This is a genomic window from Glutamicibacter sp. AOP38-B1-38 (genome assembly GCF_052377485.1).
GTDB lineage: Bacteria > Actinomycetota > Actinomycetes > Actinomycetales > Micrococcaceae > Glutamicibacter.
On record NZ_JBQSWU010000001.1, the window covers coordinates 181,914 to 208,112 of the forward strand.

At 61.1% G+C, this 26,199-nt stretch carries 19 protein-coding genes; 14 read left to right on the forward strand and 5 right to left on the reverse strand.

Annotation, left to right across the window (positions count from 1 at the left end):
* Positions 1-7 precede the first annotated feature (7 nt).
* Positions 8-3,325 carry a thiol reductant ABC exporter subunit CydC gene (gene cydC / locus ACT3TP_RS00805; RefSeq protein WP_444618819.1) on the forward strand — a complete coding sequence of 1,106 codons (3,318 nt, stop codon included), beginning with the start codon at positions 8-10 and terminating at the stop codon, positions 3,323-3,325.
* Between the two features lie 13 nt (positions 3,326-3,338).
* Here the strand turns inward: cydC and ACT3TP_RS00810 are convergent, their stop codons facing one another.
* Positions 3,339-5,969: a DNA gyrase/topoisomerase IV subunit A gene (locus ACT3TP_RS00810; protein ID WP_444618821.1), complete on the reverse strand. Its 2,631-nt coding sequence runs from the start codon at positions 5,967-5,969 to the stop codon at positions 3,339-3,341.
* A 99-nt stretch (positions 5,970-6,068) separates the two neighbouring features.
* On the opposite strand from ACT3TP_RS00810, the gene ACT3TP_RS00815 reads away from it, so the two are divergent.
* From ACT3TP_RS00815 to ACT3TP_RS00825, 3 genes are read left to right on the forward strand one after another with little or no spacing between them, the layout of a single operon-like run.
* On the forward strand, positions 6,069-8,729 hold the full coding sequence (locus ACT3TP_RS00815; RefSeq protein WP_444618823.1) for a bifunctional acetate--CoA ligase family protein/GNAT family N-acetyltransferase: 2,661 nt from the start codon (positions 6,069-6,071) through the stop codon (positions 8,727-8,729).
* 52 nt (positions 8,730-8,781) lie between these two features.
* Positions 8,782-9,366 carry a DUF5998 family protein gene (locus tag ACT3TP_RS00820; protein ID WP_096286405.1) on the forward strand — a complete coding sequence of 195 codons (585 nt, stop codon included), beginning with the start codon at positions 8,782-8,784 and terminating at the stop codon, positions 9,364-9,366.
* Between the two features lie 18 nt (positions 9,367-9,384).
* Positions 9,385-10,557: an alkaline phosphatase family protein gene (locus ACT3TP_RS00825; protein ID WP_444618825.1), complete on the forward strand. Its 1,173-nt coding sequence runs from the start codon at positions 9,385-9,387 to the stop codon at positions 10,555-10,557.
* A gap of 99 nt (positions 10,558-10,656) precedes the next feature.
* Here the strand turns inward: ACT3TP_RS00825 and sepH are convergent, their stop codons facing one another.
* Positions 10,657-11,709 (reverse strand): septation protein SepH, encoded by a 1,053-nt coding sequence (gene sepH, locus ACT3TP_RS00830; RefSeq protein WP_096286401.1) that lies wholly within the window; start codon positions 11,707-11,709, stop codon positions 10,657-10,659.
* A 240-nt stretch (positions 11,710-11,949) separates the two neighbouring features.
* On the opposite strand from sepH, the gene ACT3TP_RS00835 reads away from it, so the two are divergent.
* The gene (locus tag ACT3TP_RS00835) at positions 11,950-12,252 is read left to right on the forward strand and encodes a DUF4193 family protein (protein ID WP_096286399.1); all 303 of its coding nucleotides are present in this window, start codon (positions 11,950-11,952) and stop codon (positions 12,250-12,252) included.
* A 44-nt stretch (positions 12,253-12,296) separates the two neighbouring features.
* Here the strand turns inward: ACT3TP_RS00835 and ACT3TP_RS00840 are convergent, their stop codons facing one another.
* Positions 12,297-12,857, reverse strand: a complete 561-nt coding sequence (locus ACT3TP_RS00840) for a DUF3093 domain-containing protein (RefSeq protein ID WP_096286397.1) — start codon at positions 12,855-12,857, stop codon at positions 12,297-12,299.
* A 132-nt stretch (positions 12,858-12,989) separates the two neighbouring features.
* Between ACT3TP_RS00840 and dut the strand changes: the two genes are divergently transcribed.
* From dut to ACT3TP_RS00860, 4 genes are all read left to right on the forward strand, one after another.
* Positions 12,990-13,448, forward strand: coding sequence for a dUTP diphosphatase (dut, locus tag ACT3TP_RS00845; RefSeq protein WP_096286395.1), 459 nt, complete (start codon positions 12,990-12,992; stop codon positions 13,446-13,448).
* A gap of 38 nt (positions 13,449-13,486) precedes the next feature.
* Complete coding sequence (locus tag ACT3TP_RS00850) at positions 13,487-14,185, forward strand: DUF3710 domain-containing protein (RefSeq protein ID WP_096286393.1); 699 nt, start codon at positions 13,487-13,489, stop codon at positions 14,183-14,185.
* Positions 14,186-14,189: 4 nt separating this feature from the next.
* Positions 14,190-14,564: a hypothetical protein gene (locus ACT3TP_RS00855; protein WP_096286391.1), complete on the forward strand. Its 375-nt coding sequence runs from the start codon at positions 14,190-14,192 to the stop codon at positions 14,562-14,564.
* Positions 14,565-14,629: 65 nt separating this feature from the next.
* Complete coding sequence (locus ACT3TP_RS00860) at positions 14,630-15,343, forward strand: DUF3159 domain-containing protein (protein WP_444618827.1); 714 nt, start codon at positions 14,630-14,632, stop codon at positions 15,341-15,343.
* On the opposite strand, the gene ACT3TP_RS00865 is transcribed toward ACT3TP_RS00860, so the two are convergent.
* Together ACT3TP_RS00865 and ACT3TP_RS00870 are read right to left on the reverse strand one after the other, a co-directional pair.
* Complete coding sequence (locus tag ACT3TP_RS00865) at positions 15,340-16,005, reverse strand: potassium channel family protein (RefSeq protein WP_096286387.1); 666 nt, start codon at positions 16,003-16,005, stop codon at positions 15,340-15,342. The two genes, ACT3TP_RS00860 and ACT3TP_RS00865, sit on opposite strands and share 4 nt — an antisense overlap.
* A gap of 17 nt (positions 16,006-16,022) precedes the next feature.
* A complete protein-coding gene (locus ACT3TP_RS00870) occupies positions 16,023-16,697 on the reverse strand; it encodes a potassium channel family protein (RefSeq protein ID WP_444618829.1) in 675 nt (224 codons plus the stop codon).
* A gap of 143 nt (positions 16,698-16,840) precedes the next feature.
* On the opposite strand from ACT3TP_RS00870, the gene ACT3TP_RS00875 reads away from it, so the two are divergent.
* The 5 genes from ACT3TP_RS00875 (at position 16,841) to dxs (ending at position 26,198) form a co-directional block, all read left to right on the forward strand.
* Positions 16,841-18,856, forward strand: coding sequence for an APC family permease (locus tag ACT3TP_RS00875; RefSeq protein ID WP_444618831.1), 2,016 nt, complete (start codon positions 16,841-16,843; stop codon positions 18,854-18,856).
* A gap of 5 nt (positions 18,857-18,861) precedes the next feature.
* Positions 18,862-20,184: a class I SAM-dependent RNA methyltransferase gene (locus ACT3TP_RS00880; protein WP_096286385.1), complete on the forward strand. Its 1,323-nt coding sequence runs from the start codon at positions 18,862-18,864 to the stop codon at positions 20,182-20,184.
* 190 nt (positions 20,185-20,374) lie between these two features.
* The gene (gene acnA, locus ACT3TP_RS00885) at positions 20,375-23,083 is read left to right on the forward strand and encodes an aconitate hydratase AcnA (protein ID WP_444618833.1); all 2,709 of its coding nucleotides are present in this window, start codon (positions 20,375-20,377) and stop codon (positions 23,081-23,083) included.
* A 112-nt stretch (positions 23,084-23,195) separates the two neighbouring features.
* Positions 23,196-24,050: a phosphotransferase family protein gene (locus ACT3TP_RS00890; protein ID WP_444618835.1), complete on the forward strand. Its 855-nt coding sequence runs from the start codon at positions 23,196-23,198 to the stop codon at positions 24,048-24,050.
* Positions 24,051-24,230: 180 nt separating this feature from the next.
* Positions 24,231-26,198 (forward strand): 1-deoxy-D-xylulose-5-phosphate synthase, encoded by a 1,968-nt coding sequence (gene dxs / locus ACT3TP_RS00895; protein WP_096286513.1) that lies wholly within the window; start codon positions 24,231-24,233, stop codon positions 26,196-26,198.
* Position 26,199 lies beyond the last annotated feature (1 nt).

Sequence of the window (26,199 nt, forward strand, 5' to 3'; positions counted from 1 at the left end):
ACCGATCATGTCTGCGCCCCGCTTTTTGCCTCGCGACCTGCTGCCCCGCCGACAGGTTGCCCTGCTGGCGGCCTTCTCGGTGCTCAAAACCAGCGGGCTGATCCTCGTGGCCTACACGTTGGCCACGTGGATTACCCAGATGTCCCTCGGGCAGCCGCACCAGCAGTTGCTGCTCTGGTTGGCGCTGGGCGGGGCGGCCTTGCGCACAGTGGGAGTCTGGGGACTCAACGCAGGCTCCCGGCGCATGGGGGCCGGAGCGAAAGAGCAGATGCGCGCAAATCTGATCGAATCCGCCGCTTCGCGCCCGGGGATCCTTGCAGATCAGCGAAATGACCTGTCGCTGGCGGAGGCTTCGACGTTGGCAGGCCATGGCATTGAAAAGCTCGATGACTACTTCACCAAATTCATTCCCGCGCTGATCGGCGCCACGGTTGTCCCACTGCTTCTGGGGATCTACATCTTGCGGATCGATTGGCTCAGTGCCCTGGTGCTGCTGCTGACAATTCCGCTGATTCCGGTATTCATGGCGCTCATCGGGATGCACACTCAAGACACCATCGAGCAGTCGCAGGCCAAGCTCGACGCCCTAGCCAATCAACTCTATGAACTCGCCCAGGGGCTGCCGGCGCTGCTCGGATTGGGGCGTGCCCGCCACCAAGGGCACGCCATCGCGCAGGTCAGCGAACGCTACCGGGCCGCGACCATGCAGAACCTGCGGACCGTTTTCATGTCCAGCTTCTGGCTGGAATTGATCTCAACGCTTTCGGTTGCGGTGCTCGCCGTACTCATCGGTGTTCGACTCGTTGGCGGAAACATGGATCTGGCCGCCGGGCTGACCATCTTGATCCTCGCGCCCGAACTGTTCATCGCTTTGCGTGAGGTCGGTTCGGCCTACCATGCGGCCGATGACGGGCTCGCAGCCTACGAACGCTACCGCAAACAAATACAGGGCACGCCCGCCAGCTCGCTGCGCGCCCCAACCGGCCCGATGCGCAAGGCCAATGTGCTCGAAGTGCGAAAACTGTCGCTTCGATACCCGGGGCAGAACCCGATCTATAGCGATTTCAGTATGGACCTGCGCGCCGGAGACCGCCAGCTGCTGAGCACCGCAAGCGGTAGCGGAAAAACCAGTCTGCTCAAGCTCATCGCCGAGGCGCAAACCAGCAGCAATGAGTTCGCCGCCGAGCTGGTGAGCGGGGAAATCTTTGTGGCCGGAGAATTGGCATGCATCAGCCAGCACCCGCAGTTCAACGCCCAGACGGGAACCGAGCAGATCGCACAAGACGCACCAGACGCGCCCAAAGAGCTGACCGAAAGGCTAGCTGCCGAACTGAACCTGCGCGCCATGCTGCCTCGTGCCATAGCGGAGTACTCGCCAGGGGAACTCCGCAGGCTCGAGGTGCTGCGCGCGCTATTGCGGCTGCACTCGGTGCCCAGCTGCCGGCTGCTGCTGGCCGATGAGCCCACGGCCCATCTGGACGAACAGAACGCGGCCGCGGTCCGCCGGCTGCTCGCCGAACTGCCTGAGGATTGCGCCATGCTGGTGGCCAGCCACGACCCGCTCATCACCGAAACCGGCCCCACGCTGAGCACCCGCCAGCCAACGCCCGACCACCTGCGCGCAGTATCCCAGGCGCCGATGCGCGGCGGGGCCGCGCCCCAGGGGAAACCAGAGGGCAATCCCCGGTGGAACCCACGCCGGGAAGTCATGGGCAACTATCGGGCCGCCCGCAAGGCGCTGTGCTACGGGGCGCTCTCCATCCTTTGCGCCGTTGCGCTCGCCGGGCTCAGCGGTTGGCTCATCGTCGAAGCCAGCTACCAGCCGGCCATCCTGCACCTCACGGTCGCCTTTGTCATGGTGCGCACCTTGGGCATCGGGCGCGCGGTATTCAGGTATCTGGAGCAACTCGCCATCCACGACGCGGTGCTCGGCTATGCCGGGGCCTTGCGTGAAAAGCTGTGGAACGCCATGGTCGCCAACCCCGCACGCTGGGGCATGATGAGCCGCTCCTCGGTGGTGCTGCGGTATCTGCTCGCCGAAGTCGACGAATTACGCGACGCCCTTGCCCGAGTGCTCTTCCCACCCTTGCAAGCACTGATCGTGTGGGCTCTTGGTACCGTGGTGCTTTTCCAGATCCAGCCAGAGTTCGGCTACGCAGCACTTGGCGCCGGGCTCTTTCTGGCCTTCCCGGCGCGCTGGCTGGTGAAACTCGTCGAGGGGAGGCACCTGGCTCTGGCGCTGCGCCATCGCTTGCAGCTGAACCAACTGGTGCTATCCACTCTGCGCAATAAGGAAGCGCTACGTGCCTACGGCAGCCTCGGTCCGGTGCTCCACAAGCTTGCCCGGGCCGAAAGCCGGAATACCGCCCGGGCTCGCCGCCACGCCTATGGCCAAGGCACCGCCCCGGCCCTGGCCGCGCTAACCACGGTGCTGCTTGCCACGGCCTTGGTGACCCTCTCACAAAGCAGCGCATCGTTCACCGCCCTGGCCGTGCTGCTGGCCCTGTCCCTGGCAGAACCGGCAGCTAGCGCACTGGGCGCGATCCAGCAGGGACGAGCCTTGCACGAGCTGACCGATCAGCTTGCCGGCCGCGGGGTAGGGGAGCAGGGAACTGCCCGACCAGGCGCAACCGCAACGCAACCTGGCTACACGGTCCACGGCTACCGGCTGGCCGGGCTGGAACTGGGCTACGTGCCCGGTAACCCGGTGATCAGCAACTTGGACGCGCAGATCCGCCCCGGAGAGTGGACCGCCTTGACCGGAACCTCAGGCTCGGGTAAATCCACGCTGCTCACCGCCTTGCTCGGTGCCCTGCCCGCGAGCGGGGGACGCCTGGAAAGCATCGATGAGCACGGCAACTACCGCGCCCTGGAGCAAGGGGCGATGGATTCGGTGGCTTGGTGCCCGCAAGAAGCGCACCTATTCGATTCCACTCTTCGACGGAACCTGAACCTGGCAGCCAACAGCGCGGCGCCGGCGTCCGACGAAGCGCTCATCGGAATCCTGCACCGGGTAGGGCTCGCCGGCTGGTATGCGGCACAACCTGCCGGGCTCGAGACGCGGATCGGCAGCGGCGGGCACCGGCTCTCCGGCGGGCAACGCTGCAAACTTGCGGTCGCCCGAGCCCTGGTCGGCGGGCAGCAGGTGATCCTGCTCGATGAACCGACCGCGCACCTAGGCGTTGATGAAAGTGCCGAACTAATCCGCACGCTGCGTGCCGCGCTCGCCGGGCGGACCGTCGTGCTGATCACCCACGAGCCGAAGCTGGCCGAAATCTGCGAGGGGTCGATCTGCTTGGACCGAACCCTCGCACCCGCCAGCTAAAAGCAGCCGCCTGTCAGAGCAGCACGCCGCCATCGGAGAACGGCAAGGTGTCCTCTCCGGGATGCAGCTCTGGTTTCACCCGGGGCTTGGCGGCCGGGGCGGCGTCGCTCTGCTGCGGAGCAGGCGCGCCCGGCTCACTGCCGGCCACCGTACCGGCCGGAGCTTGGCCCGGCAGGGAACCGCCGAGAATGCTGATCGTCTGCGCCAGCGGGGCGCCGGAACCATCACGCTTGGCGAATTCGGTCGGCAAGGCGCGCACCACCCCGGCGGCCGAACTGGCGCGGGCCGGCCCATAACCGGCGTAGCCCAGCGCCAGGTAGTCCTCGCCCTTGGCGAAGCGGTGTGCCCGCACTCCGGCCGTCGCGCGTCCCTTCACGGGGAACTCGCTGAAGGAACTGAGCTTCACCGACTGGCCCGAGGTTCCCGGAAGGGTCTGCGATCCGGAAGCTATGGTCGCCACGACCGCGTCCTCATTGGCCTGGCCCACCACGCCGAAATGAATGACCCTGTCCTCTCCGGCCAGCTTGATACCTGCCATGCCCGAGGCGGTACGGCCCTGCGAGCGCACGGCGGTGGCGGGGAATCGCAATAGCTGGGCCTGGCGAGTCAGGAAGACCAGCTCATCGGAGTCCTCTGCCGGTGCGGCCGAAACGACGACATCGCCGTCCTTCAAGGTGATCACCTCGAACTCTTCGCGATTCAACGGATAATCGGGGGTGACGCGTTTGACTACGCCATTTTGCGTGCCCAGAGCGAAGACCCGGTTCAGCGGCAGCAACGCCACCACGCGTTCGCCCTTTTCAAGCTTCAGGAATTCGCCGACCGGAACACCATTGGCCAGCTGCGGGAAGCCATGAGTTTCGGGCAGCACCGGCACATCGATCAACGAAATGCGGATCATCCGCCCGGTGGTTGTCAGCGCGCCGATCTCTCCGCGGGCGGTCGAGGGGACTTGGGAGGAGAGCACATCGTGCTTGATGCGTGCGGAGGAGAAGTCCAGCGGGCTCCGGTCATGGGTGCGGGCGATCTGCCCGGTGGCCGAGAGCAGCACGAAGCAGGGCGAATCGGAGACTTCCAGGGCCAGTTTCGCTGTTTTTCCGGTGCCTACCTCTTCGGGCAGAGCGGTGCCCTTCAGCGGTTCGAGGGCGGAGGACTTGTTCAGCTTGGTGCGCCGCGGCGTGCCGAAGGTCTCCGCCATCTGCCCGAGCTCCGCGGAAACCAGGGCGTGCAGCTTCTGATCGTCGCCCAGGATTTCGCGCAGTTCGGCGATTTCAGCGCGCAGCTGTTCGGCCTCGGCCTCCAGCTCGATCCGCGAGTACTTGGTCAGCTGGCGCAGGCGCAGTTCCAGAATGTGGCTTGCCTGTGGTTCGCTGAGATCGAAGACCGTCATCAGCCGTTCGCGGGCTTCGGCGGTCTGCTCGGAGGAACGGATGATTGCGATGACGTCATCGATGTCGAGAATCGCGATCAGCAGCCCCTCGACCAGGTGCAACCGGTCTTCGCGCTTGGCCAGACGGTGCGCGGTCCGCCGGCGGACCACATCGATACGGTGCTCCACATAGACGGTCAGCAGTTCGCGCAATCCCAAGGTGCGCGGCTGCCCCTCGACCAGGGTCACATTATTTATCCCGAAGGAGTCTTCCATCGGGGTGTACTTGTAGAGAGCGGCCAGCACGGCGTTCGGGTTGAAGCCGTTCTTGAGCTCGATCACAAGCTTCAGCCCATGGTGGCGGTCGGTGAGGTCAACGACATCGGAGACGCCAACGATCTTCTTGTTGTTGACGCCGTCCTTGATCTTCTCGATGACTTTTTCGGGCCCTACCGTGTAGGGCAGCTCGGTGACCACCAGCGCGGATTTGCGGGCGGAGATCTTTTCCAAGCTCACGGTGGCGCGGGTGCGGAATGCGCCGCGGCCGGAGCGATAGGCGTCCTTGACGCCGTCAAGTCCCACAATCGTGCCGCCGGAGGGCAGATCCGGACCCGGAACGAACTTCATCAGTTCTTCAACCGGTGCATCCGGATTCGCGATCAAGTGCTGCGCCGCGGCGACTACCTCATTGAGATTGTGCGGTGCCATATTCGTGGCCATGCCCACCGCGATACCGGTGGTGCCGTTAACCAGCAGGTTGGGGAACGCCGCAGGCAGAACTTCGGGCTGCATGAACTGGTTGTCATAGTTGGGGACGAAGTCCACCACGTCTTCGTCGAGGTTTGCGGTCATCGCCACCGCGGAGGCCGCGAGCCGGGCCTCGGTATAACGCGGGGCGGCCGGTCCGTCATCGAGCGAACCGAAGTTGCCGTGGCCATCGATCAGCGGCAAGCGCAGCGAGAAGCTCTGCGCTAGACGAACCATCGCATCGTAGATCGCGGTGTCCCCGTGCGGGTGGAGCTTGCCCATGACCTCCCCGACCACACGAGCGGACTTCACGTGGCCCTTCTCCGGGCGCAGGCCCATTTGGGCCATCTGGAAGAGGATGCGTCGCTGCACCGGCTTCAGGCCATCTCGGGCATCCGGTAGCGCACGCGAATAGATCACCGAGTAGGCGTACTCCAAGAAGGAGGATTCCATTTCGCTGGTGACATCGATATCGACGATGTTCTCGACGAAATCCTCGGGAATCTCGGGAGTTTTTTTGCGAGCCATTACTCTGCCTTCGCCCTTCATCTGCTGCTTCACGGCCTAAAATGTCGGATTTCGTGTTGCAGCTGGGCGCAAACGCGAAAGCGCGACTATTCTAAGCCTATGGTGGATCGTAAACTTTCAGCGGCATATCCAGCCCACTGGGAAGCAGATGTTGTTCTTCGCGACGGCACGACCGCGCATCTTCGGCCAATTACGCCCCAAGATGCTCAAGCCTTGCAAGACATGCATAAACAGCAATCTGAAACTTCGGTTTACCTACGCTATTTTACGTACAAGTCGTCGCTGACTCCTAAAGAGCTTGAACGGTTCACCAATGTCGATCATCGCAACCGGGTGGCCTTCACCGTGCTGCGCGGTTCGAAGATCATCGGGGTAGGCCGCTACGACAGGCTGGAGAATCCGGCCGAAGCCGAGGTCGCCTTCAACGTCTCGGACGAATACCAAGGCACCGGCATCGGTTCAATCCTGCTCGAGCACCTTGCCGCCGCCGGGCGGGAAAACGACATAGTCAAATTCACCGCCGAAATCCTGCCGGAAAACCGCAAGATGCTCACCGTGTTCTCGGATGCCGGCTATGCGGTGGCCCGGCACTTCGAAGATGGGGTGATCATGCTGGAATTCCCCATCAGCCCCACCGAGAAATCGAAGGAAGTCACCGAAGCACGAGAACACCGTGCCGAAGCGAGCAGCGTTGCCGGGGTCCTCGCACCGTCCGCCGTAGCGGTTATCGGTGCCAGCCGCGCCTGGGGGAGCATCGGCCACGACGTGCTGGACCGGCTCGTCGAAGGCGGATTTACCGGGACCATCTATGCCGTCAACGAGCAGGCCTTCGAGGTCGGCGGGCTGCCGAGTTATGGAAATATCACCGAGGTCCCCGGCCCGGTGGACTTGGCAATTATCTGCGTGCCACGAGAACGGGTTCTGGAAACCATCCAGGACTGTGGCGCGCACGGAGTGAAAAGCCTGATTCTCATGACCGCCGGTTATGAGACCGCCGACGGCCTAGTGGCCCAACGCAAGCTGGTGGCGCTGGCCAGGGCAAACGGCATGCGCGTCATCGGCCCAGCATCCTTGGGAGTGCTCAATACCGATCCGCAGATCCGCCTCAACGCCTCGCTGGCCAGCGAATTGCCGCAGGCCGGGCCGGTCGGTCTGTTCAGCCAGTCGGCAGCTATGGGCATTGTTTTGCAAGGCGCGGCGATGCAACGCGCGGTCGGCCAAAGCAGCGCCATCTCAGCCGGGCTGCGCGCAGATGTGTCAGGCAATGACGCGATGCAGTATTTCGAGGATGACAAGCGCACCGGCGTCGTGGCGATGCATTTGGAATCCTTCGGCAATCCACGCAAGTTCTCCCGCATCGCCCGTCGCCTGGCGCGCAGCAAGCCGGTGATCGTGGCTAAATCGGACCTGATGGGCCGGCGGATACCACCGGGGCACTCGGTGCGCTTGGGCGAAGCCCCGCCGGCGGCGTTGAATGCGATGCTGCGGCAATCCGGGGTGATCCGGGTGAGGTCCATCGAAGAGCTTATGGACGTCGCCTCGCTGCTGTCGGTATTCCCGGCCCCTGCCGGACCACAAGTAGCGGTGCTCTCAAACTCTTTGGCCCTGGCCGAAATCGTCGGTGATGTCACGGTGGGACGCAACCTGTTCGCCACCGCGCAGAGTGAAGAATTGGATTACTCGCTCGGAGAATCACGATCGATTTCGAAATTGCGTGCGCGGGTGACCGAACTGGTGCAAGACCCGCAGGTGCACTCGGTGATCGTGGCGCATCTTCCGGCCATCGGGATAAGCGCGCAATCGGTGATCAAGGTGCTGACCGAATTCAGTGGGCAGGACAAGCCCGTCATTGCCCTCATGCCAGGCATCGCGGATCCGAAATTCCGTGAGGGTGTGCATCAAGGAATTCCGGTGTTTACCTCGCCTACCGAGGCCGTTGGCGCGCTGTCCAAAGCGTACGGCTATAGCCAGTGGATGAATGTCCCTTTTCAAGCCCTGCCGGAACCCACAGACGTGGATGTCGCCGGCGCGCATGAGTACCTTGAACAGCTGGTCGGCGACATCGTCGGTACCGAACTGAAAGAGCTGAACCACAAACAGTCCAGTAAACTCCTTGGCTACTATGGCATCAAGGTATTCGATTCGACGGTGGTCAGGTCCGCTGAACAAGCGTTGGAGGCTGCCGACCGGCTCGGTTGGCCGGTCGCGCTGAAAGCCAACGATCCGGATATGCGCCAACGCCTCGATCTGGGCGGCGTTCGATTAAACATTCCAGATGCGCAGAGCCTAGAGGCAAACTTCAAACATATGAGCGCCCTCATGGCCTCGTACGACGTGACCTCGCTCGAAGTGCAATCCATGGCACCGGCCGGACAAGCCTGCGTGATCAAGGCGGTGGAAGACCCGCTGCTCGGACCGGTGATCTCCTTTGGGCTGAGCGGCGATCCGGTGAACCTGCTCGACGATTGGGCCCACGGCGTGGCGCCACTGACCACGGAAGACCTCGACAACCTGATTCGGCGCCCGCGTAGCAGCGTTCGGCTCCTTGGCTATCAGGGTCTGCCGGCGGTAGACCTGGAATCCCTGAAAGACTTCATCACTCGCGTCTCGATGCTCAAGGACCATCACCCAGCGGTGACGATTATGAACTTTGCGCCGGTTAGCGTGGCTCAGGATTCGCTGAGTGTCCTGGGGGTCAGCATGAAGATCGGCAATACCGAACAGCGTACCGATAGCGTGCGACGGGCCCTGCGAAGTTGAGCTGAGGGGTGGCTTGGATGAATTGGTCCGTTGCACTCGGTAGAATTAGGTTATGAACTCACCAACGTATTCCACTACCGCTGGTGCTGAATTGCAGCACGACCTGGTCAGGGCCGGCTTCTACCCGCAGATGGTGCAGGACGTCCTAGCCGAAGCAATGATGTCCCAACCGGTGCTTGACCACTATGTCCATCTGGAGACGCACTTCGACCACACCGAAGTGCACCGCCACATCACGGTCTTGGTGCTCAGCGAAAAAGTCTTGTTCATCATCCACGTAGACGATCAGCAGCTCGATGACCACGGCAATAATGTCGTGGCTCAGGTCTCGACCGAAATGATCTCTTTGCGACGTATCGCCTCGGTCGCTACCAATTATGTCTATCACCAGCCACAGCATTACCGCACAGGTGATGAGGTGCGTGAGTTGACCTTCGGCATGTCATGGAACGGGACGAGCCGAATCGACCTCGCCCCTGCTCCCTGCACCGATCCGCAGTGCGATGCAGATCATGGGCTGAACGGAACCGCGCAACCCGAGGACTTGGTGATTCGGGTTAGCGCAGAGGCCGACGGGCAGCGCGCGGTCAACAAGGCACGCGAGTTCGCGGTGCGTTTGCGACAAGAAACTATCTGATTGCGTATGAGCCAAATTTTGAGTGACCCCGCTTTGCCTACGCCGCCGCAGGCCCTGCCTGCGGCCCCTGCCTACGGGAAAACGACACTGTCGGAAATCCTCCCTTCCGCCGCCCACGCACTAGGCGTTCCCGGCTACCTGAATCCGCTGGGGCTGAAACCCACTAAACGGGTCAGCATGATCATGGTTGATGGGCTGGGTTGGAATCAGTTCAAATCTCACGCGGCGCACGCCCCATTCCTACGTTCACTCTTTGAGCGAGCGCAGAAGCTGGGCACCGGTTTTCCTTCGACGACCGCGACGAGCCTGACCAGCCTGGCCACAGGTGTGGCACCTGGCGAGCATGGCATGCTCGGCTATGACGTGGTCGATCCCGAGCGCCGGCGAGTAGTTAACCAACTTGGCGGCTGGCCCGCGGACCTGAAGCCAGAATCCTGGCAGACCGTTCCCACGGTATTTGAGCGAGTCCATGAACACGGCATCCATGTTGCTTCGGTTTCATTGCCCCTCTTTGCGAATTCTGCATTGACCCGTGCCGCCTTGCGCGGACCGAAATTTGTGGCGGCAAAACAAATTACCGCACGGGCCCGGGCCACTCAAGAAGTTTTTGCCAGCCACCGCAACGCACTGGTGTATACCTACTTTAATGAACTAGATAAAGTCGGCCACAAATTCGGTGTGGATTCCAGCCAGTGGCGCGACACCCTCGAAGAAATTGACTACGTCATCAAATCGCTGGTCTCCCGATTGCCGGAAGAGACCACCGTGCTGATCACCGGTGACCACGGAATGGTCGACGTCCCTGAATCACAGCGCATCGATTTCAGCCTCGAACCGGAACTCATCGAGGGAGTCGAGCTCACCAGTGGGGAACCGCGCGGCGTGCATTTAACTTTTGCCGCGGCGACCAGCGACGGGCAACGCCAGCAGGTACGCGACGCATGGCAACGGGCCTACGGCTCGAAGGCCTGGGTGCTCAGCCGCGAGGAAGCGATCGATCTAGGGTACTTCGGCAAGATCCCTGATGCCCATGCCGCTCGCATGGGCGACTTGATCATCATGGCAGCCGAAGCGATCGCGTTCTACGATGGGCGGCGGGTGGCTCCGATGGCCTTTGACATGATTGGCCAGCATGGCTCGCTGACCGCCGGTGAGCGCTTCGTGCCGCTGTTTACGCATCGCACCAAGTAATTCGCTGAAAAGTCGATTTCAGACCAGTAAAGCTAGAGGCACTGCACAAAGTTGAAAACTTTTGTGCAGTGCCTCTAGCTTTGTGCGGAAGCGGCTCGTTTAAGAGTCGGTGTCCTTCTTGCGCTTTCCAAACATGATGTCATCCCAGCTTGGAACCGAAGAACGCTTCGGCTTGCGCGGGGAGGAATCCTCGGCAGAAAGTTCGGGTTCCTGGCTTGCGTCGTTGGAGTCTTCCCTGTCGGTGACTACCGTCAACTGCGAAGTCCGAGATGAGATGCCTTGCGACAGATGGGGGAATGACTCCTCATCGTCGTTCTCATACTTGCTCATGCTGCGTTCAATAATCTCGTTCAACCGGTCATCCTTCGCAGGATCCTCCGGGGCACGCTGGCCACGACGGGAATTGAGCAAGCTGACTAATTCTTCGGAGTCGTTATTGTCTGCGCTGCCAATTGGTGTGGCCGGCTGCTCGGCCTGACCTACGGCTGCGATGGGACGAAAATACTCTGGTGCCTGCTGCTCGCTGAGCGTTTGCGCCCAACGATTAAGGTTCTTCAAGGACTTGCGCGCCGGGGTGAAAGCCCACTTGGCGACATTTTCCTTGCCGTCCGCCGAACCGTTGGCCAGCGACTCGACGTTTTCTGATGGCAACGGAGAATCAAACTCCACCGTTACGATCCACTGGCCCTCAGGGTCCTTCCAAGAGTTCCAGCGTGCGTGTTCGGCGTCGATATTGAGCTGGTGCAAACGATGTGTCACCATCGAACCAAGGTCCGCCGGTTCTTCACCGAAAATCTCGCGGTACTCGGCATCGGTTTGGGGCCCGGAAACCTCTACCCGACGAGCCAATTCAGCGATGTGCTCACGTTCTGCTAACACTGGGCCTTCATACTTGACGATCTGTTCAACCGGAACATTCCATTCCAAGGACAGATCGTAAGCGGAAGCTCCAGCACGTACTCGTGCCTGGATCTCACGCGGCGAATGAACCGAAGACTCATCGCGGTTTCGCGGCGCCCGAGCTCGGGCGATTTCGGCCATTGCACTGCGCAGCGCATCGTCGACGGAAAGCTCAAAGCTCATCCCATCGTCGCTGCTGACCTGCAGGCTGGAACCATTTTCATGAATTCCTACCAGTCTCAGCTGACGCATTACTACCCTCCACACGGTCTATTTCCTGAGTGAAACTCTGCCACTTATGACCCTGATTTCCTATTACCGCCCCGGGTGTGGCGCAAGAATACTCGCAAGTTCATATCACTTTGTGGCTGATGTGTCACTGGCGGGAATGTTCGGCGCAGTTCAACGTTATACTTTTAGGCCGGTACTGGTGTTTACCAACAAGTGCCACGTATCGAGATTACCGCCAGCGGAAAAGAGTGAAATACGATCATGGCCAACGAAAATGTTGCCTCACGTGAGACCAGCCAAGACCAGTCCCGCGCCGAGCAGCTGGCCGCAGCGAAAAAATTGGGCACCGCCGCGACCGCGAACCTGATCGATGAAAGCGAAGCCGAGCTTGCCGAAGCCTATGTTTTGCCCGGGGGAGAAGCCGGTCAAGACGAAGCAAATGTGGACATCATTCCGGAGCAAGCCGACGAATTCACCTGTGCCTCGTGCTTCATGGTGCGCCACCGTTCCCAGCTTGCCCGCGAAGATCAAGGACAAAAATATTGCACCGAGTGTGAGGGCTAAGCCCCAACACTCGATGCAAGAAATAAACTTTTTGGGGCTACGGGTTAGGACTGTTCTTCGGTAGATTCCGGAGCGCGAAACTGGGTTGCCTCTTTGGCCTCCTGTGCTGTGGATTCACGCTGAGCCTCCTCGGTGAATTCATACATCACACCGCCCAGAGCCGCGGTGAGCTCTTCGGGGCGACGGGTGGAAGTGATCCAGTAGGGGGTCTCATCACGCGGGTCGGTGACCTCCATGCGAACTACCGCATCGAGCCAGCCGCGCAAGTTCATGAATGCTAGTCCATGCAGCTTCTGGCCACGCTGCTTAAATGCTTCTTCGCCGCGATAGCCGATCGCCTCGCCGACGAATTTTCGCTCAATGGTAGCGCGGCCCACGGTGAGACTCTCTTCGGTGACTTCCAGGGTAGGGACCTTAAGCAAGAAGATCACTGCGATGCCGACCAAGACAAAGAGCCCGATGGCTATACCCCAAGGGACACTGATCGGGGCGACCGCTATGCCGGCGGTGATCGCGATTAGTAAAGGCCAAATCCATGTGCCGACCGAAGGCCATAGCTTTTCACGAAATAGAACATTTGAAGCCTCTGGGCTGGGAGTACTCATACCAACCAGTTTAGGCAATTTTTCGGAGTTGAATAACCGCTCGGATTCACTGGCGCAACCGTTTGGCGGCGCGCGATAGAGTTGGACAGGTGGAAAACGACCAATCGATTTACCGGGAGATTAGAAAAACTCATGAATGAGCCCACGATTTCAATCAGAATCAAGATGCTCGATCCGCAGCTCCCGGCCCCCAGCTACGCTCACCCTTCTGATGCAGGTGCTGATCTGCATGCCCGTGGTGACGTAGTGCTCCAGCCGGGGGAACGCGCACTGATCCCTACCGGGCTCGCCTTGGCACTTCCGCACGGATATGTCGGCCTCGTTCATCCGCGAAGTGGTTTGGCCGCGAAGCACGGTATTACCGTCGTCAACGCACCGGGTACTGTTGATGCCGGATACCGTGGCGAGATCATGGTCACACTGTTGAACACGGACAACTCCAATGCCTTTGAAGTTCGCCGCGGCGATCGTATCGCCCAGCTGGTTATCCAGAAAGTCGAACTAGCCCATTTTGAGCAGGTCGAGTCCCTCGACGAGACGTCTCGCGGTACCGGCGGTTTCGGTTCAACAGGCGGATTCAACGCTAAGTAAGTACCCTTGGTGTAAGAGCGCAAAACTTTAAGGACATCATGTTTTTCAAGCGTAAGAAGTCGGTAGAACAGCCGGTCGAAGAGCCAACCGTCGAGGAAAGCACTCCGGAGCCCACCTCTACCAGCGGCCCATTCGACATCAGCGACGTGCCCGAAACCGATAGCTACCTCGACTTTGGTTCGATTCTCGTCAAGCCGATCCCTGGCATGAAGGTGCGCATGGATGTCGAACAGGCGAATCAGCGGGTTGTGGCGGTTTCGCTGGAGATCGCCGAATCGCGCGTTCAACTGATGGCTTTCGCTGCCTCGAAGTCGGACTCCTTGTGGCCCGGTATCCGTGAAAAGATCACCGGCGACATCCACGGACAGAAGGGTGAGATCTTCACCCGCGAGGGAGAATATGGCGAAGAGCTTCTCGCCAAGGTTCCGCAGCAACTGCCGGACGGACGTGCCGGACACGTCGCCCTGCGTTTCGTGGGCGTCGACGGTCCGCGTTGGTTCCTGCGCGCTGTCGTTGGCGGCGCCGCAATTGCCGATGAGGAAGCTACCAAGATCGTTGATGAACTGCTGCGTAGCGTCGTGATCAACCGCGGCGACAAGCCGCTACCGCCGGCGGAGCTACTTCCACTGAACGTGCCGAGCAATGCCACAACCCGCGCCGAGACACCTGAAGCCGAGACAGCTGAGCCGGGAATCACCCGTCCGGAACGTGGCCCTGAAATTACCCAGATCGGCTAATGGCATGTCCTGCGAGCCCGGCCCTTTGGAGGCCCACCTTGGCAGCAGGGAAGTCAGGCCGGCACATCTGCGTTTGGAGTCCCTGTCCGAGTTGCCGGTAAAGGGGCGAGTGGAGCACCTCGGGTACATCCAGTCGGTCAGCTACTCGGCCCCCAACACGCCACCGCGTCTGACCGCCGTCGTGGTGGACCGGCTGGCTGGAGTTGGTGGGCGCCGTGGCACCGTTCCGCATGTAAAGCTGCTGTTCATGGGCCAAAAGCAGGTACCCGGGATTAAACCCGGAGTAAAAATCAAATATGCGGGCATGGTTGCGCTGGTGGATCACGTCCCCAGCATCTTCAACCCGCGGTACCTGATCGTTCCGGTCAACCGCCGCTAGGTTGTGGGTTCTATAGTTGCCGTATATGCAGGTCCCGCACCGTGACCGAGGCAGAAGTGAGAAGCATGAACAACGAAGAACAGCTGAACGAGCCGCAACGCCACAAGGAGCACTCGTTCGCTTCGAATCTCGGACAGAACGCAAAGCTGGCGCAAAATGCCGATGGCGGGATCGATGTCATCGCCAGCGTTGGCGGTCCCCGCGGCATCGTTGAGACGGTGCTTCCGGGTTTCGTCTTCGTCATGGTGTACGCGCTCAGCCTAGAGCTTTCGTGGGCGTTGATCGCCTCGATCGGGCTCGGTGTGCTGTTCATGATCGTGCGCCTAGCGAAGAAGTCATCGCTGATGCAGGCCGCCAGCGGACTCATCGGGATTCTGATCTGCGCCTTCGCGGCTCGTGCCACCGGTGAAGCCAAGGACTACTATGTTCCAGGCTTCTTCATCGGCGCCGGTTATCTGCTCGCACTGCTGATTTCGATCATCGCCAGATGGCCACTGGCCGGGGTGCTCTTCGGATTCATCCGCAACGAGGGAACCGCTTGGCGTACCCAGCCGGCAAGGTTGCGCCGCTACAGCGTCGCGACGTGGATCATCATCGGTGTATTCATTGCACGCCTCGCGGTGCAGCTGCCGATGTACTTCGCCGACAATGTGGTGGCCCTGGGCCTTGCCCGCGCGCTGATGGGCGCCCCACTGTATGCCGCTGGGCTCTGGTTCGCCTGGCTGGTATCCCGTCCGGCCAAGGACATTCAGCCGGAGCAGCCTCGGCAGCAGAACTAACGGGCCGCTCCGCGCAGGGTGCGCCGCAACGGGCTTTCAGCCTCGGGAGTGGTGATGAAGAAGATTTCGTCTCCGCCCTCGATCACATCATCATCGCTGGGCGGGAACGGCGCCTTATCACGCACCACCGCCACGATGGTGGTGTCTTGAGGCCAGGTGACACGTCCCAGGGTGCGTCCAATCAGTGCCGAGTCGTGCGGCACGGTGAATTCGACCATATGCACCTCACCGCTTTTGAGCGTCAGCAGCCGTACCAAGTCTCCAACTTCTACCGCCTCCTCGACTAGGGCAGTCATCAGCCGTGGGGTGCTCACCGCCACATCCACGCCCCAGGCGTCGTCAAACATCCATTCGTTCTTGGGGTGGTTTACGCGCCCCACGGTTCGACGCACACCAAATTCGCTTTTGGCCAGCAACGAGACCACCAGGTTGACTTTGTCATCGCCGGTGGCCGAGACGACCACATCGAATTCTTCGAGCTTGGCTCGTTGCAAGACCGCGAGTTCGCAGGCGTCTCCGATGAGCCACTGGACGTTTTCCAGATCTTCGCGGTCAGCCATCTCGGCCTTCGGATCGACAATGAGCACCTGATGGGAATTCAGTACAAGCTCACGGGCGATAGACGAACCAACGGATCCGGCCCCGGCAATCATTACTTTCACGTGTTTAGCTCTCTCGTTCAGTCGCTGACGGGAATCGGCGCGTTGGCAAGGACTTTTTCCACATCTTTGCTTTTTTCAAGGCGCATCATGACATGGACCAAGTCACCGCCTTGGAGCCGTGTGCGGCTTTCTGGGATGGTTCCTTCGCCGAAACGGGTCAGGTAGGCGACCCGAACCCCGGCCGCTTCTTCGAGCTCCTTGACCAGGTGCCCGTACCAGCCTCGATGCAAGGCCACTTCGGTAAGCATCAGTCGTCCCGAGGGCTCGCGGTAATCGCCACGGATGGAATACTCGGGAAGGATGCGCCGCAGGACCTGATCGGTGCTCCAGCGGACCGCTGCCACCGTGGGGATTCCCAAGCGTTGATAGATCTCGGCGCGTCCCGGGTCGTAGATTCGCGCCACCACATGCGGCACGTTGTAGTTTTCCCGGGCCACGCGAGTGGCGAGAATGTTGGAATTATCACCGCTGGAAACGGCCGCAAAGGCATAGGCCTCGTCAATTTTCGCCTCCACCAGGGTGTCCCGGTCAAAGCCCAATCCGACAACCTTGGTTCCCGAGAATTCTTGTCCCAGCCGGCGGAAAGCCTCAGGATTCTGGTCGATGACCGCCACCGAATGTCCGGCTTCGTCTAGCGTATGGGCCAGCGCAACGCCTACGCGTCCGCAACCCATGATCACAAAGTGCGCCACCGCCAACTCCTTGTTTCCTTGCCACCAGTGCAACTTCTGCGTGCTGCGCAGTTCACAGCCACGCAAGTAACAATAGCGCGCCGCGAACCACGCGCCTGAGACGAGGGTACTGCCTATGGCGCGCCCTGCGATAACGTTATCTCGTGCCTGCTTTATTTGATGGTCTTAAAAGGATCCTCGTGGGCCGGCCGTTTAGCACCGAACAGCTCAAACGTAGGCCGCTCCCACCTAAGATCGCCCAGCCGATCTTCTCTTCCAGCGCGCTATCTTCTTTGGCTTATGCGCCGGACGAAATTCTGCTGACCCTAGCCATGGCGGGCATTGCCGCGACAATGCTCTCGCCGGCGGTAGGCGTGGCGGTACTTGTCGTGCTGCTAGTCCTCGTGCTGTCCTACCGGCAATCCGTGGAGGCCTACCCCTCGGGCGGCGGCGACTATGAGATCGTCCGGAAAAACCTCGGGCCGCGCTCCGGGACGACCGTGGCCTCGGCCCTCCTGGTTGACTTCGTGCTCACCGTTGCGGTGTCCAGCTCTTCGGCCGCACAGTACCTCTCGGGCGTTTTCCCTGCTTTGGAAGAGCATCGGGCCTGGGTGGCCTCGGCGATCGTGGCATTCTTGGTCGTCGCGAACCTCCGCGGTCGCGGACAGGGGCGTTGGTCCCTGGCCATCCCGGTGTACCTATTCGCCGGCGGAATGCTGGCAATGATCGCCATCGGCGGGGTTCTGGCGCTGACCGGAAACCTGGGGCTGGCGCCGAGCGCGGAGTTCAACATTGTTCCGGAACAGGAATTTGAGACCGGCATGCACGGCGTATTTGGCGCCTTGCTGATCTTGCGCGCCTTCTCCACCGGTTCGGCGGCGCTGACCGGTATCGAAGTGCCCATTTCAAATGTGCATCACCTGCGCAAGCCCCGTGCCCGGAACGCCGGGCGCATTCTGTTGGTGATGGGTCTGCTCTCCGGGGTGCTCACGCTTGGAACGCTGATGCTCGCGCGAGCCACGGGAATCAAGGTCGTCGCCGATCCGCAGGCCTCATTGATGCTCGCCGGCCAGCCAATCTCGCAAAATTACGTGCAAGTCCCGGTCTTGGGGCAGTTGGCCCAAGCCGTCTTCGGAGACTTCTTCCTCGGTACCGTTGTGGTGTCCCTGCTGACCATCGCAGTCTTGCTGCTCGCAGGCAACCAGGCATTTAATTCATTCCCCAACCTCGCCAGCCATTTGGCTGGCGATGGCTACCTGCCGCGTCAGCTACGCACCCGTGGCGACCGCTTGGGTTTCTCGAACGGAATCCTTTCCCTCGGCGCCGCTGCGATCGTGCTGATCTTGCTGTTCAGCGGTGATGTGACGATTCTGGTGCAGCTCTACGTGGTCGGGGTGTTCGTTTCCTTCACGCTCAGCCAGCTCGGGATGCTCAAGCACTGGTCTCGCGTGTTGATCACCGTCACCGATCGCAAGGTACGCGCCGCAAAGCAACGCAAGCGCCTACTGAACCTGATCGGGTTGATTCTTTCGCTGCTGGTGCTGGTGGTTGTGCTCGCGACCCGATTCGTTCACGGCGCCTGGCTTGCGGTGCTCGGCATTGTGGCGCTGACCTTGATCATGGAGTCCCTGCAGCGTCACTATCAGCAGGTTGACGACGAACTGGCGGTCTCCGACGAGCATTCGGCGACCGCGTTGCCAGCCCGAGTCCATGCCCTGGTGCTGGTGTCCACGGTGCGCAAACCGGTGCTGCGTGCGCTCGCTTTCGCGAGAGCCTCACGCCCCTCCAAATTAGAAGCGATCATCGTGGATATCGAAGCGGAGAAGACCGAGCATACGTTGGCCGACTGGGACCGTTTGCGCATTCCCGTGCCGATCACCGCGCTTGCTTCGCCCTATCGCGAAATTGCCGGACCGCTAATCGAACATATTCGGTCGATCAAGCGTGAATCTCCCCGCGACCTCATCGTTGTTTACATTCCCGAATATGTGGTCGGGCACTGGTGGGAACAGCTGGTGCATAACCAGACCGCGCAGCGAGTGAAGAACCGCCTGCACTACGAACCTGGAGTGCTCATCGCTTCGGTGCCTTGGCGCCTGCTGAGCTCATCCGAAGCACTGATCGGTGGCCCGACCGAGGAATCCTCGGCACACCGGCATTCAACACCTCACGAAGGATAACTTTTATGAACGCCACCGAAACCCTGCAGCTGCGGTTAGGTTCGATTGCCCATGGTGGACACACCGTAGCTCGCCATGAAGGGCGGGTAATTTTCGTCCGCCACGGCATCCCCGGCGAACTGGTCAATGTACGCCTGACCGATTCGGGCGAGAGCGCCAAGTTCTGGCGTGCCGACGTCGTTGAGGTGCTCGAAGCGAGCGAGCACCGGGTGTCGCACGTCTGGGAACAGGCCGACGCGTTGAAGTACCGTGACCCGGTTGGGGGAGCGGAATTCGGACATATGTCCCTGGACTACCAGCGCGAGCTCAAAGCCCAGGTGGCTGCCGAACAGCTGACTCGCTTAGGCGGCTTGAAGGCGGAAGACTATAACTTCCCGGCGGTACAGGCCGTTGCGGGCGACTCCACCGGTCTGGGCTGGCGTACCAGGATGTCGTACTCGGTCACCGAAGACGGGCGGCTGGCGATGAGCGGTTTTCGCAGCAACGAACTCACCGCAATCAGCCAAATGCCCTTGGCGCATCCGGGAATCGAGGCCATCGGCTTGTATTCGGTGGATTTCACAGGGATTGACCGGGTGGAGGCGGCGGTCTCCAGCGAGGATGACTCAACCGTTCTGGTCTTGCTCTCGGAGCTGCGTCCGGGTGCCGCAAAGCGGGTGGCGCAGCAGCTGCCCGAAGGGGTGAACGTTGCGGCGTTCAGCCAGATCGGTGGTTCTGCCGCCGATGGCAAGGGCGAGCTGCAGACCATTGTGGGCAACAGCTGGTTGACCGAAAAGGTGCTTGGCAAGACTTTCCGGATCACCGGCGAGGGATTCTGGCAGGTGCACCGTCAGGCGGCCACGTTATTGACCGAACGAGTGCTGGACCTGACCCAGCCGGAACCGGGCGAGGTCATTGCCGACCTCTATGCCGGTGCGGGCTTGTTCTCGCTGCCCCTGGCGGAAGCTGTGGGTCAGCACGGACGAGTGTTCAGCATCGAAGGTGCGCCAGGAACTCATGCGGATGCGAAAAAGAACCTGGCCGAGGTGCGTCAGGTGACGGTGACCCGTGGACGCGTGGAACGGCTGATGCGCCAGCTGGCTCGCGAAGCAGATCTGGGTGCGGTTGTTCTCGATCCTCCGCGCACCGGTTTGGACAAACAGTCCGCCGCGGAACTGGCAGCAAGCGGTGTTCCACGCATTTGTTACGTCTCCTGCGACCCGGCTGCTTTTGCCCGTGATACGGCTCGTTTGATGGCACGTGGCTACGAATTAGATCACATGGAGATTCACGATTTATACCCGCATACTCACCATATGGAATCGATAGGCCTGTTTGTGCGCCGCTAAACGATGGTTTGCGTCCGCTGGAACACGAATTTGCGGGTAACTTTCTGCGGATCCGGCATTTTCTTTCAGGAACGGATAGACTGTTTTTAGCACTGCAGCGATACAAGCATGACTAACTCAGTTAGGAACGCCTAACTGGAATTATGTTTACGTATGCATAAAGAATGAGTGTCTGGCGAGAGGAGTCCCAATGAGTAAAGTGGACAGTTTCGGTGCCAAAGGCGTACTTGACGTCAAGGGAACCGAATACGAAATTTACCGACTGAACAAGGTCGAAGGCTCAGACAGCCTTCCCTACAGCTTGAAGGTTCTTCTGGAGAACCTGCTTCGCACCGAAGATGGCGCGAACATCACCGCAGATCACGTCAAGGCCCTGGGCCAGTGGGATGCATCGGCTCAGCCGAATACCGAAATCCAGTTCACCCCGGCGCGCGTCCTGATGCAGGACTTCACCGGTGTGCCTTGCATCGTTGACCTTGCCACGATGCGTGAAGCCGTACAGGAACTCGGCGGCGATCCTACCCGCGTGAACCCGCTGGCACCTGCCGAAATGGTCATCGACCACTCCGTGCAGATCGACACCTTCGGTTTCGCCGGCGCCGTCGAGCGCAACATGGAAATCGAATACCAGCGCAATGGCGAGCGTTACCAGTTCCTGCGTTGGGGCCAGACCGCATTTGACGACTTCAAGGTCGTCCCACCGGGCACCGGTATCGTGCACCAGGTCAACATCGAGTTCCTGGCTCGCACCGTGATGACCCGTGAGGTCAACGGCGTGCTTCGTGCCTACCCGGACACCTGCGTCGGCACCGACTCGCACACCACCATGGTCAATGGCATGGGCGTGCTGGGCTGGGGCGTTGGCGGCATCGAGGCCGAGGCAGCAATGCTCGGCCAGCCAGTGTCCATGCTGATCCCTCGCGTTGTCGGCTTCAAGCTCGCTGGCTCGATCCCAGCCGGCGCAACCGCAACCGACGTGGTGCTGACCATCACCGAAATGCTGCGTAAGCACGGCGTGGTTGGCAAGTTCGTTGAGTTCTACGGCGAAGGCGTGGCAGCAGTGCCGCTGGCTAACCGTGCAACCATCGGCAACATGTCCCCAGAGTTCGGCTCGACCGCCGCAATGTTCCCAATCGACGACGTCACCTTGGACTACCTGCGCCTGACCGGCCGCAGCCAGGAGAACGTGGACCTGGTCGAGGCATACGCCAAGGAACAGGGCATGTGGCACGATCCAAACCGCGAGATTCGCTTCAGCGAATACCTCGAGTTGGATCTGTCCACCGTCGTACCATCGATCGCCGGCCCGAAGCGTCCGCAGGACCGCATCGAGCTATCGGGCTCGAAGGAACAGTTCCGCAAGGACATCCACAACTACGTATCGAACGCCGAAGACACCCAGGGTGTTGGCCGTCCATCGACCGCAGTTGAGGTCACCAAGGAAGATGGCGAGAAGTTCACCATCGACCACGGTCTGGTTTCGATCGCTTCGATCACTTCGTGCACCAACACCTCGAACCCTTCGGTCATGCTTGCTGCAGCGGTACTTGCACGCAACGCCGCCGAAAAGGGCCTTGCCTCCAAGCCATGGGTCAAGACCTCGGTCGCCCCAGGCTCGAAGGTCGTCACCGAGTACTACGAGAAGTCCGGCCTCATGCCATACCTGGAGAAGCTCGGCTTCTTCGTCGTAGGCTACGGTTGCGCAACTTGTATCGGTAACTCCGGTCCACTGGATGCAGAGATCTCCGAGGCCATCAACGCCAATGACCTCGCAGCCACCGCGGTGCTCTCGGGTAACCGAAACTTCGAAGGCCGCATCAACCCAGACGTGAAGATGAACTACCTGGCTTCCCCGCCACTGGTCATCGCTTACGCACTGGCCGGCACCATGGACTTCGACTTCGAAACCGATTCCCTGGGCAAGGACAACGAGGGCAACGACGTCTTCCTGAAGGACATCTGGCCATCGCCTGTCGAGGTCCAGGAAATCATCGATTCCTCGATCGACGAAGGCATGTTCGCCAAGGGCTACGAAGGTGTCTTCGAGGGCGACGACCGCTGGAAGGCGCTCGACACCCCTGAGGGTGCGATCTTCGAGTGGGACGAGAAGTCGACCTACGCACGCAAGGCTCCGTACTTCGATGGCATGACCGCCGAACCACAGCCGGTCTCCGACATCGACGGCGCTCGCGTGCTGCTGAAGCTGGGCGACTCGGTCACCACCGACCACATCTCGCCTGCAGGTTCATTCAAGTCGGAAACCCCGGCCGGACAGTACCTGATCGCCAACGGTGTGGATCGCAAGGACTTCAACTCCTACGGCTCACGCCGTGGCAACCACGAAGTCATGATCCGCGGTACCTTCGCGAACATCCGCATCAAGAACGAGCTGCTGGACGGCGTTGAGGGTGGCTTCACCCGCGACTTCACCCAGGACGGCGCTCCGCAGTCGTACGTATACGACGCAGCGGAGAACTACAAGAGCGCCGGCACCCCGCTGGTCGTGCTTGGTGGCAAGGAATACGGTTCGGGCTCCTCGCGTGACTGGGCTGCCAAGGGCACCGCGCTGCTGGGTGTCAAGGCCGTCATCACCGAGTCCTTCGAGCGTATCCACCGCTCGAACCTGATCGGCATGGGCGTTCTGCCACTGCAGTTCCCACAGGGCGAGTCCGCTGAGTCGCTGGGTCTGACCGGTACCGAGAGCTTCTCGATCTCCGGCGTGACCGAGCTGAACAACGGCACCACCCCGAAGACCCTGAAGGTGACCGCTACCGCCGAAGACGGCAAGGTCACCGAGTTCGACGCCGACCTGCGCATCGATACCCCGGGCGAGGCAGACTACTACCGCAACGGTGGCATTCTGCAGTACGTCCTGCGCCAGATCGCCGCTTCCAACTAAGGTTTCTACCTGAAGTCGGTTCCGGTTCCTGGAACAACCCGAAGGCCCCAAAGCAAACGCTTTGGGGCCTTCGGGCATTTAATGCCCTCCGGCAAGGAACTAAGCTGAACCTATGAGCGCTAACTGGCATCGCGGACTGCTCACCGGCCCGCAGGCGGCATTGGTGGAGCAGTGGCTGCACTGTCCGCTGCTGGTTGAAGATCTTTCGTGGGGCCTGACGGACACGCGCGTGTTGCGTCTTCGTTCGCTCGGACGGGACTACATCCTCAAGACGGCCGGATCGGCGAATCTTCATCTCGGCCGAGAATTCAAGGCCCACGCAAGTTACACCGCCCCGTTGCTGGAACACGGGCTGACTGCCGCGATGCGTCATGAAGACCGGGCGCAGCGTCTGCTGCTCCTGGATTATTTACCCGGTGTCTTATGCGAGCAGACTCCCAGCGCCAATAATCCGGATATACACGAACAGGCCGGTCGGGCGTTGCGCCTGCTGCACGGGCAATACGCCAAAATGGATGACGGATACGAAAAGAATTTCATAACCAGCGGATTGAGCTGGCTGGAGGCAGAGCACCGGATTGATCCGCCCTCCTTAGCCGCCGCCCGTCGGATCTTCACAGGCTATCGCCCTGCGCCCATCGTCGTTGTGCCCACACACGGTGACTGGCAACCACGGAACTGGGTGGTCGAACAAGGGAAACTGCGGGTCATCGACTTTGGCCGCTTCGCCTTGCGGCCCGCTCAGAGCGATTTGGCCAGGCTCTCGGCCCAGCAGTGGCGCGAGCATCCTGAATTAGCGACAGCGTTCTTTCACGGCTACGGGACGGACCCGCGAGAGCCGCGTAGCTGGCCTATCACGCAACTGCGCGAGGCGATCGGCACCGCAGTTTGGGCCTTTCAGGTCGGCGACACGGCCTTTGAAACCCAGGGGCACCGTATGCTGCGCGACGCGTTGGAACTATTCTGAAAATACCGGCGGTGGCCCCAGCCATTCGGGCTACCGCTAACAGTAGCCAAGGTCATTGCGGGTAAATTCGCACCTCACCGAAAGGTGACGGATAATGTAAATAGTCCTGCGAAAGCTACACTAAGAGTTTCGGATGGATCGACCGGTCCGTAGCGGGCGAACAAGCAAAAGGGGATGACAGTGTCTTTGTTGGAGACCATCAACAAGCCTAGCGATCTGCGGGCGCTTACCCTGGAACAGTTAGAGGACCTCGCGGGGGAAATTCGCGCATTCCTCATTGCCAACGTGGCCCGTACCGGTGGCCATCTCGGACCGAACCTCGGCGTGGTCGAACTGACCTTGGGCATCCACCGGGTCTTCGACTCTCCCACCGACTCGATCGTCTTCGATACCGGTCACCAGTCCTACGTGCATAAGCTCGTCACCGGTCGCCAAAACTTCACCACCCTGCGTCAGCAAGGTGGACTTGCCGGTTATCCGGACCGCGCAGAGTCCGAGCACGACATCGTCGAGTCTTCCCATGCCTCCTCCTCGCTCTCTTGGGTCGATGGCATCTCGCGGGCCAACAAGCTGCGCAATAACACCGAGCGCTACGCGATTGCGCTGGTCGGGGACGGCGCGCTGACCGGTGGCATGGCCTGGGAAGCGGTCAACAATATCGCCGCCGACAAGGACCGCAAGGCGATCATCGTGGTCAACGACAATGGACGCTCTTATGCGCCGACCATCGGTGGACTCGCCAACCAGCTCTCGGGCCTGCGCCAGCAGCTGGATAAGTTCCGTACCCACCCGTACTACGAAGATGCCATGAGCAAGCTCAAGGGCAGGCTCAAAGACTCGGGGGCCGTAGGAAACTTTGCCTACAAGTCCCTGCACGCCACCAAGAAGGGCATCAAGGACTGGTGGGCTCCGCAGGGCTTATTCGAGGATCTGGGACTGAAATACATCGGTCCCATCGATGGGCACAACCAGGGCGCCGTAGAAGAAGCATTGCTCCAGGCCAAGCAGTTCGGCGGCCCGGTGCTGGTGCATGCGATGACCGAAAAGGGCCACGGCTATGCGCCGGCCATTGCCGACGTGGCGGATCAGTTCCACGCCGTGGGCGTGATCGACCCGGAGACCGGCACCCCGGTCTCCAGCGGGGGAGCGCAGAGCTGGACCAGTGTCTTCGGCGATGAAATCGCCGTAGTGGCGGATGAACGCGATGATATCGTCGCGATCACCGGGGCCATGCTGCAGCCGGTAGGCCTGAAGAAGATGGCCGACAAGTACCCCGAGCGCGTCATCGACGTGGGAATCGCCGAACAACATGCCATGACGGCGGCAGCGGGACTGGCATTTGGCGGCCTGCACCCGGTAGTTTGCGTCTACGCGACCTTCCTGAACCGGGCCTTCGACCAGCTGCTGATGGACGTGGCGCTGCACAAGGCCGGGGTCACCATCGTGCTGGACCGGGCCGGTGTCACCGGACCCGACGGTCCAAGCCACCACGGCATGTGGGATATGGCGCTGACCCAGATCATTCCGAATCTGCACCTGGCCGCCCCGCGCGATGCCTCGCGGCTGCGCGAAGAACTGCGCGAAGCGCTGGCCATCGACGACGCGCCGAGCGTCGTGCGTTTCTCCAAGGGCTCGGTGGGCGAGGAAGTCGAGGCGATCGACCGCTTGCCAGATGGGGTGGACGTGCTGGCCCGACTCGGTGACCGGGCGGCCCCGGATGTGTTGATCGTCTCGGTAGGCGCGATGAGCGAGCTCTCCCTGGACGTCGCACACCGGCTGAACAGCCAAGGTATTTCGGTCTCCGTCGTCGACCCGCGCTGGGTGCTGCCGGTACCGGCATCGGTGGTTTCACTGGCCGCCCGCCACCGCATCGTGGTCTGCATCGAAGATGGCGTGCGCGCCGGGGGCGTCGGTTCCCGGCTGCGCACCGAAATGCGCGCGGCAGGGGTCGACACGGCCTTGAACGAGGTTGGCCTGCCCACCGAGTTCCTGGCTCACGGCAGCCGCGCCCAGGTGCTCGAACGCGTGGGGTTGACCGCCAAGCAGGTAGCCCGCGACACGCTGGCCCAGGTGCTCGGCACGAAGGTGCCCTTCGCCCGGCCGCTGCCTGGCCAGGATCTTCCCACCGGGCAGATTCCCAAGCTGTGAG

Coding starts and splice junctions, on each gene's coding strand:
- ACT3TP_RS00855 (WP_096286391.1), top strand. CDS start 14,190: ATGTCCTGCGAGCCCGGCCCTTTGGAGGCCCACCTTGGCAGCAGGGAA.
- ACT3TP_RS00835 (WP_096286399.1), top strand. CDS start 11,950: ATGGCCAACGAAAATGTTGCCTCACGTGAGACCAGCCAAGACCAGTCC.
- ACT3TP_RS00820 (WP_096286405.1), top strand. CDS start 8,782: ATGAACTCACCAACGTATTCCACTACCGCTGGTGCTGAATTGCAGCAC.
- ACT3TP_RS00890 (WP_444618835.1), top strand. CDS start 23,196: ATGAGCGCTAACTGGCATCGCGGACTGCTCACCGGCCCGCAGGCGGCA.
- ACT3TP_RS00850 (WP_096286393.1), top strand. CDS start 13,487: ATGTTTTTCAAGCGTAAGAAGTCGGTAGAACAGCCGGTCGAAGAGCCA.
- ACT3TP_RS00810 (WP_444618821.1), bottom strand. CDS start 5,969: ATGGCTCGCAAAAAAACTCCCGAGATTCCCGAGGATTTCGTCGAGAAC.
- ACT3TP_RS00815 (WP_444618823.1), top strand. CDS start 6,069: ATGGTGGATCGTAAACTTTCAGCGGCATATCCAGCCCACTGGGAAGCA.
- ACT3TP_RS00860 (WP_444618827.1), top strand. CDS start 14,630: ATGAACAACGAAGAACAGCTGAACGAGCCGCAACGCCACAAGGAGCAC.
- ACT3TP_RS00880 (WP_096286385.1), top strand. CDS start 18,862: ATGAACGCCACCGAAACCCTGCAGCTGCGGTTAGGTTCGATTGCCCAT.
- acnA (WP_444618833.1), top strand. CDS start 20,375: ATGAGTAAAGTGGACAGTTTCGGTGCCAAAGGCGTACTTGACGTCAAG.
- ACT3TP_RS00840 (WP_096286397.1), bottom strand. CDS start 12,857: ATGAGTACTCCCAGCCCAGAGGCTTCAAATGTTCTATTTCGTGAAAAG.
- sepH (WP_096286401.1), bottom strand. CDS start 11,709: ATGCGTCAGCTGAGACTGGTAGGAATTCATGAAAATGGTTCCAGCCTG.
- cydC (WP_444618819.1), top strand. CDS start 8: ATGTCTGCGCCCCGCTTTTTGCCTCGCGACCTGCTGCCCCGCCGACAG.
- dut (WP_096286395.1), top strand. CDS start 12,990: ATGAATGAGCCCACGATTTCAATCAGAATCAAGATGCTCGATCCGCAG.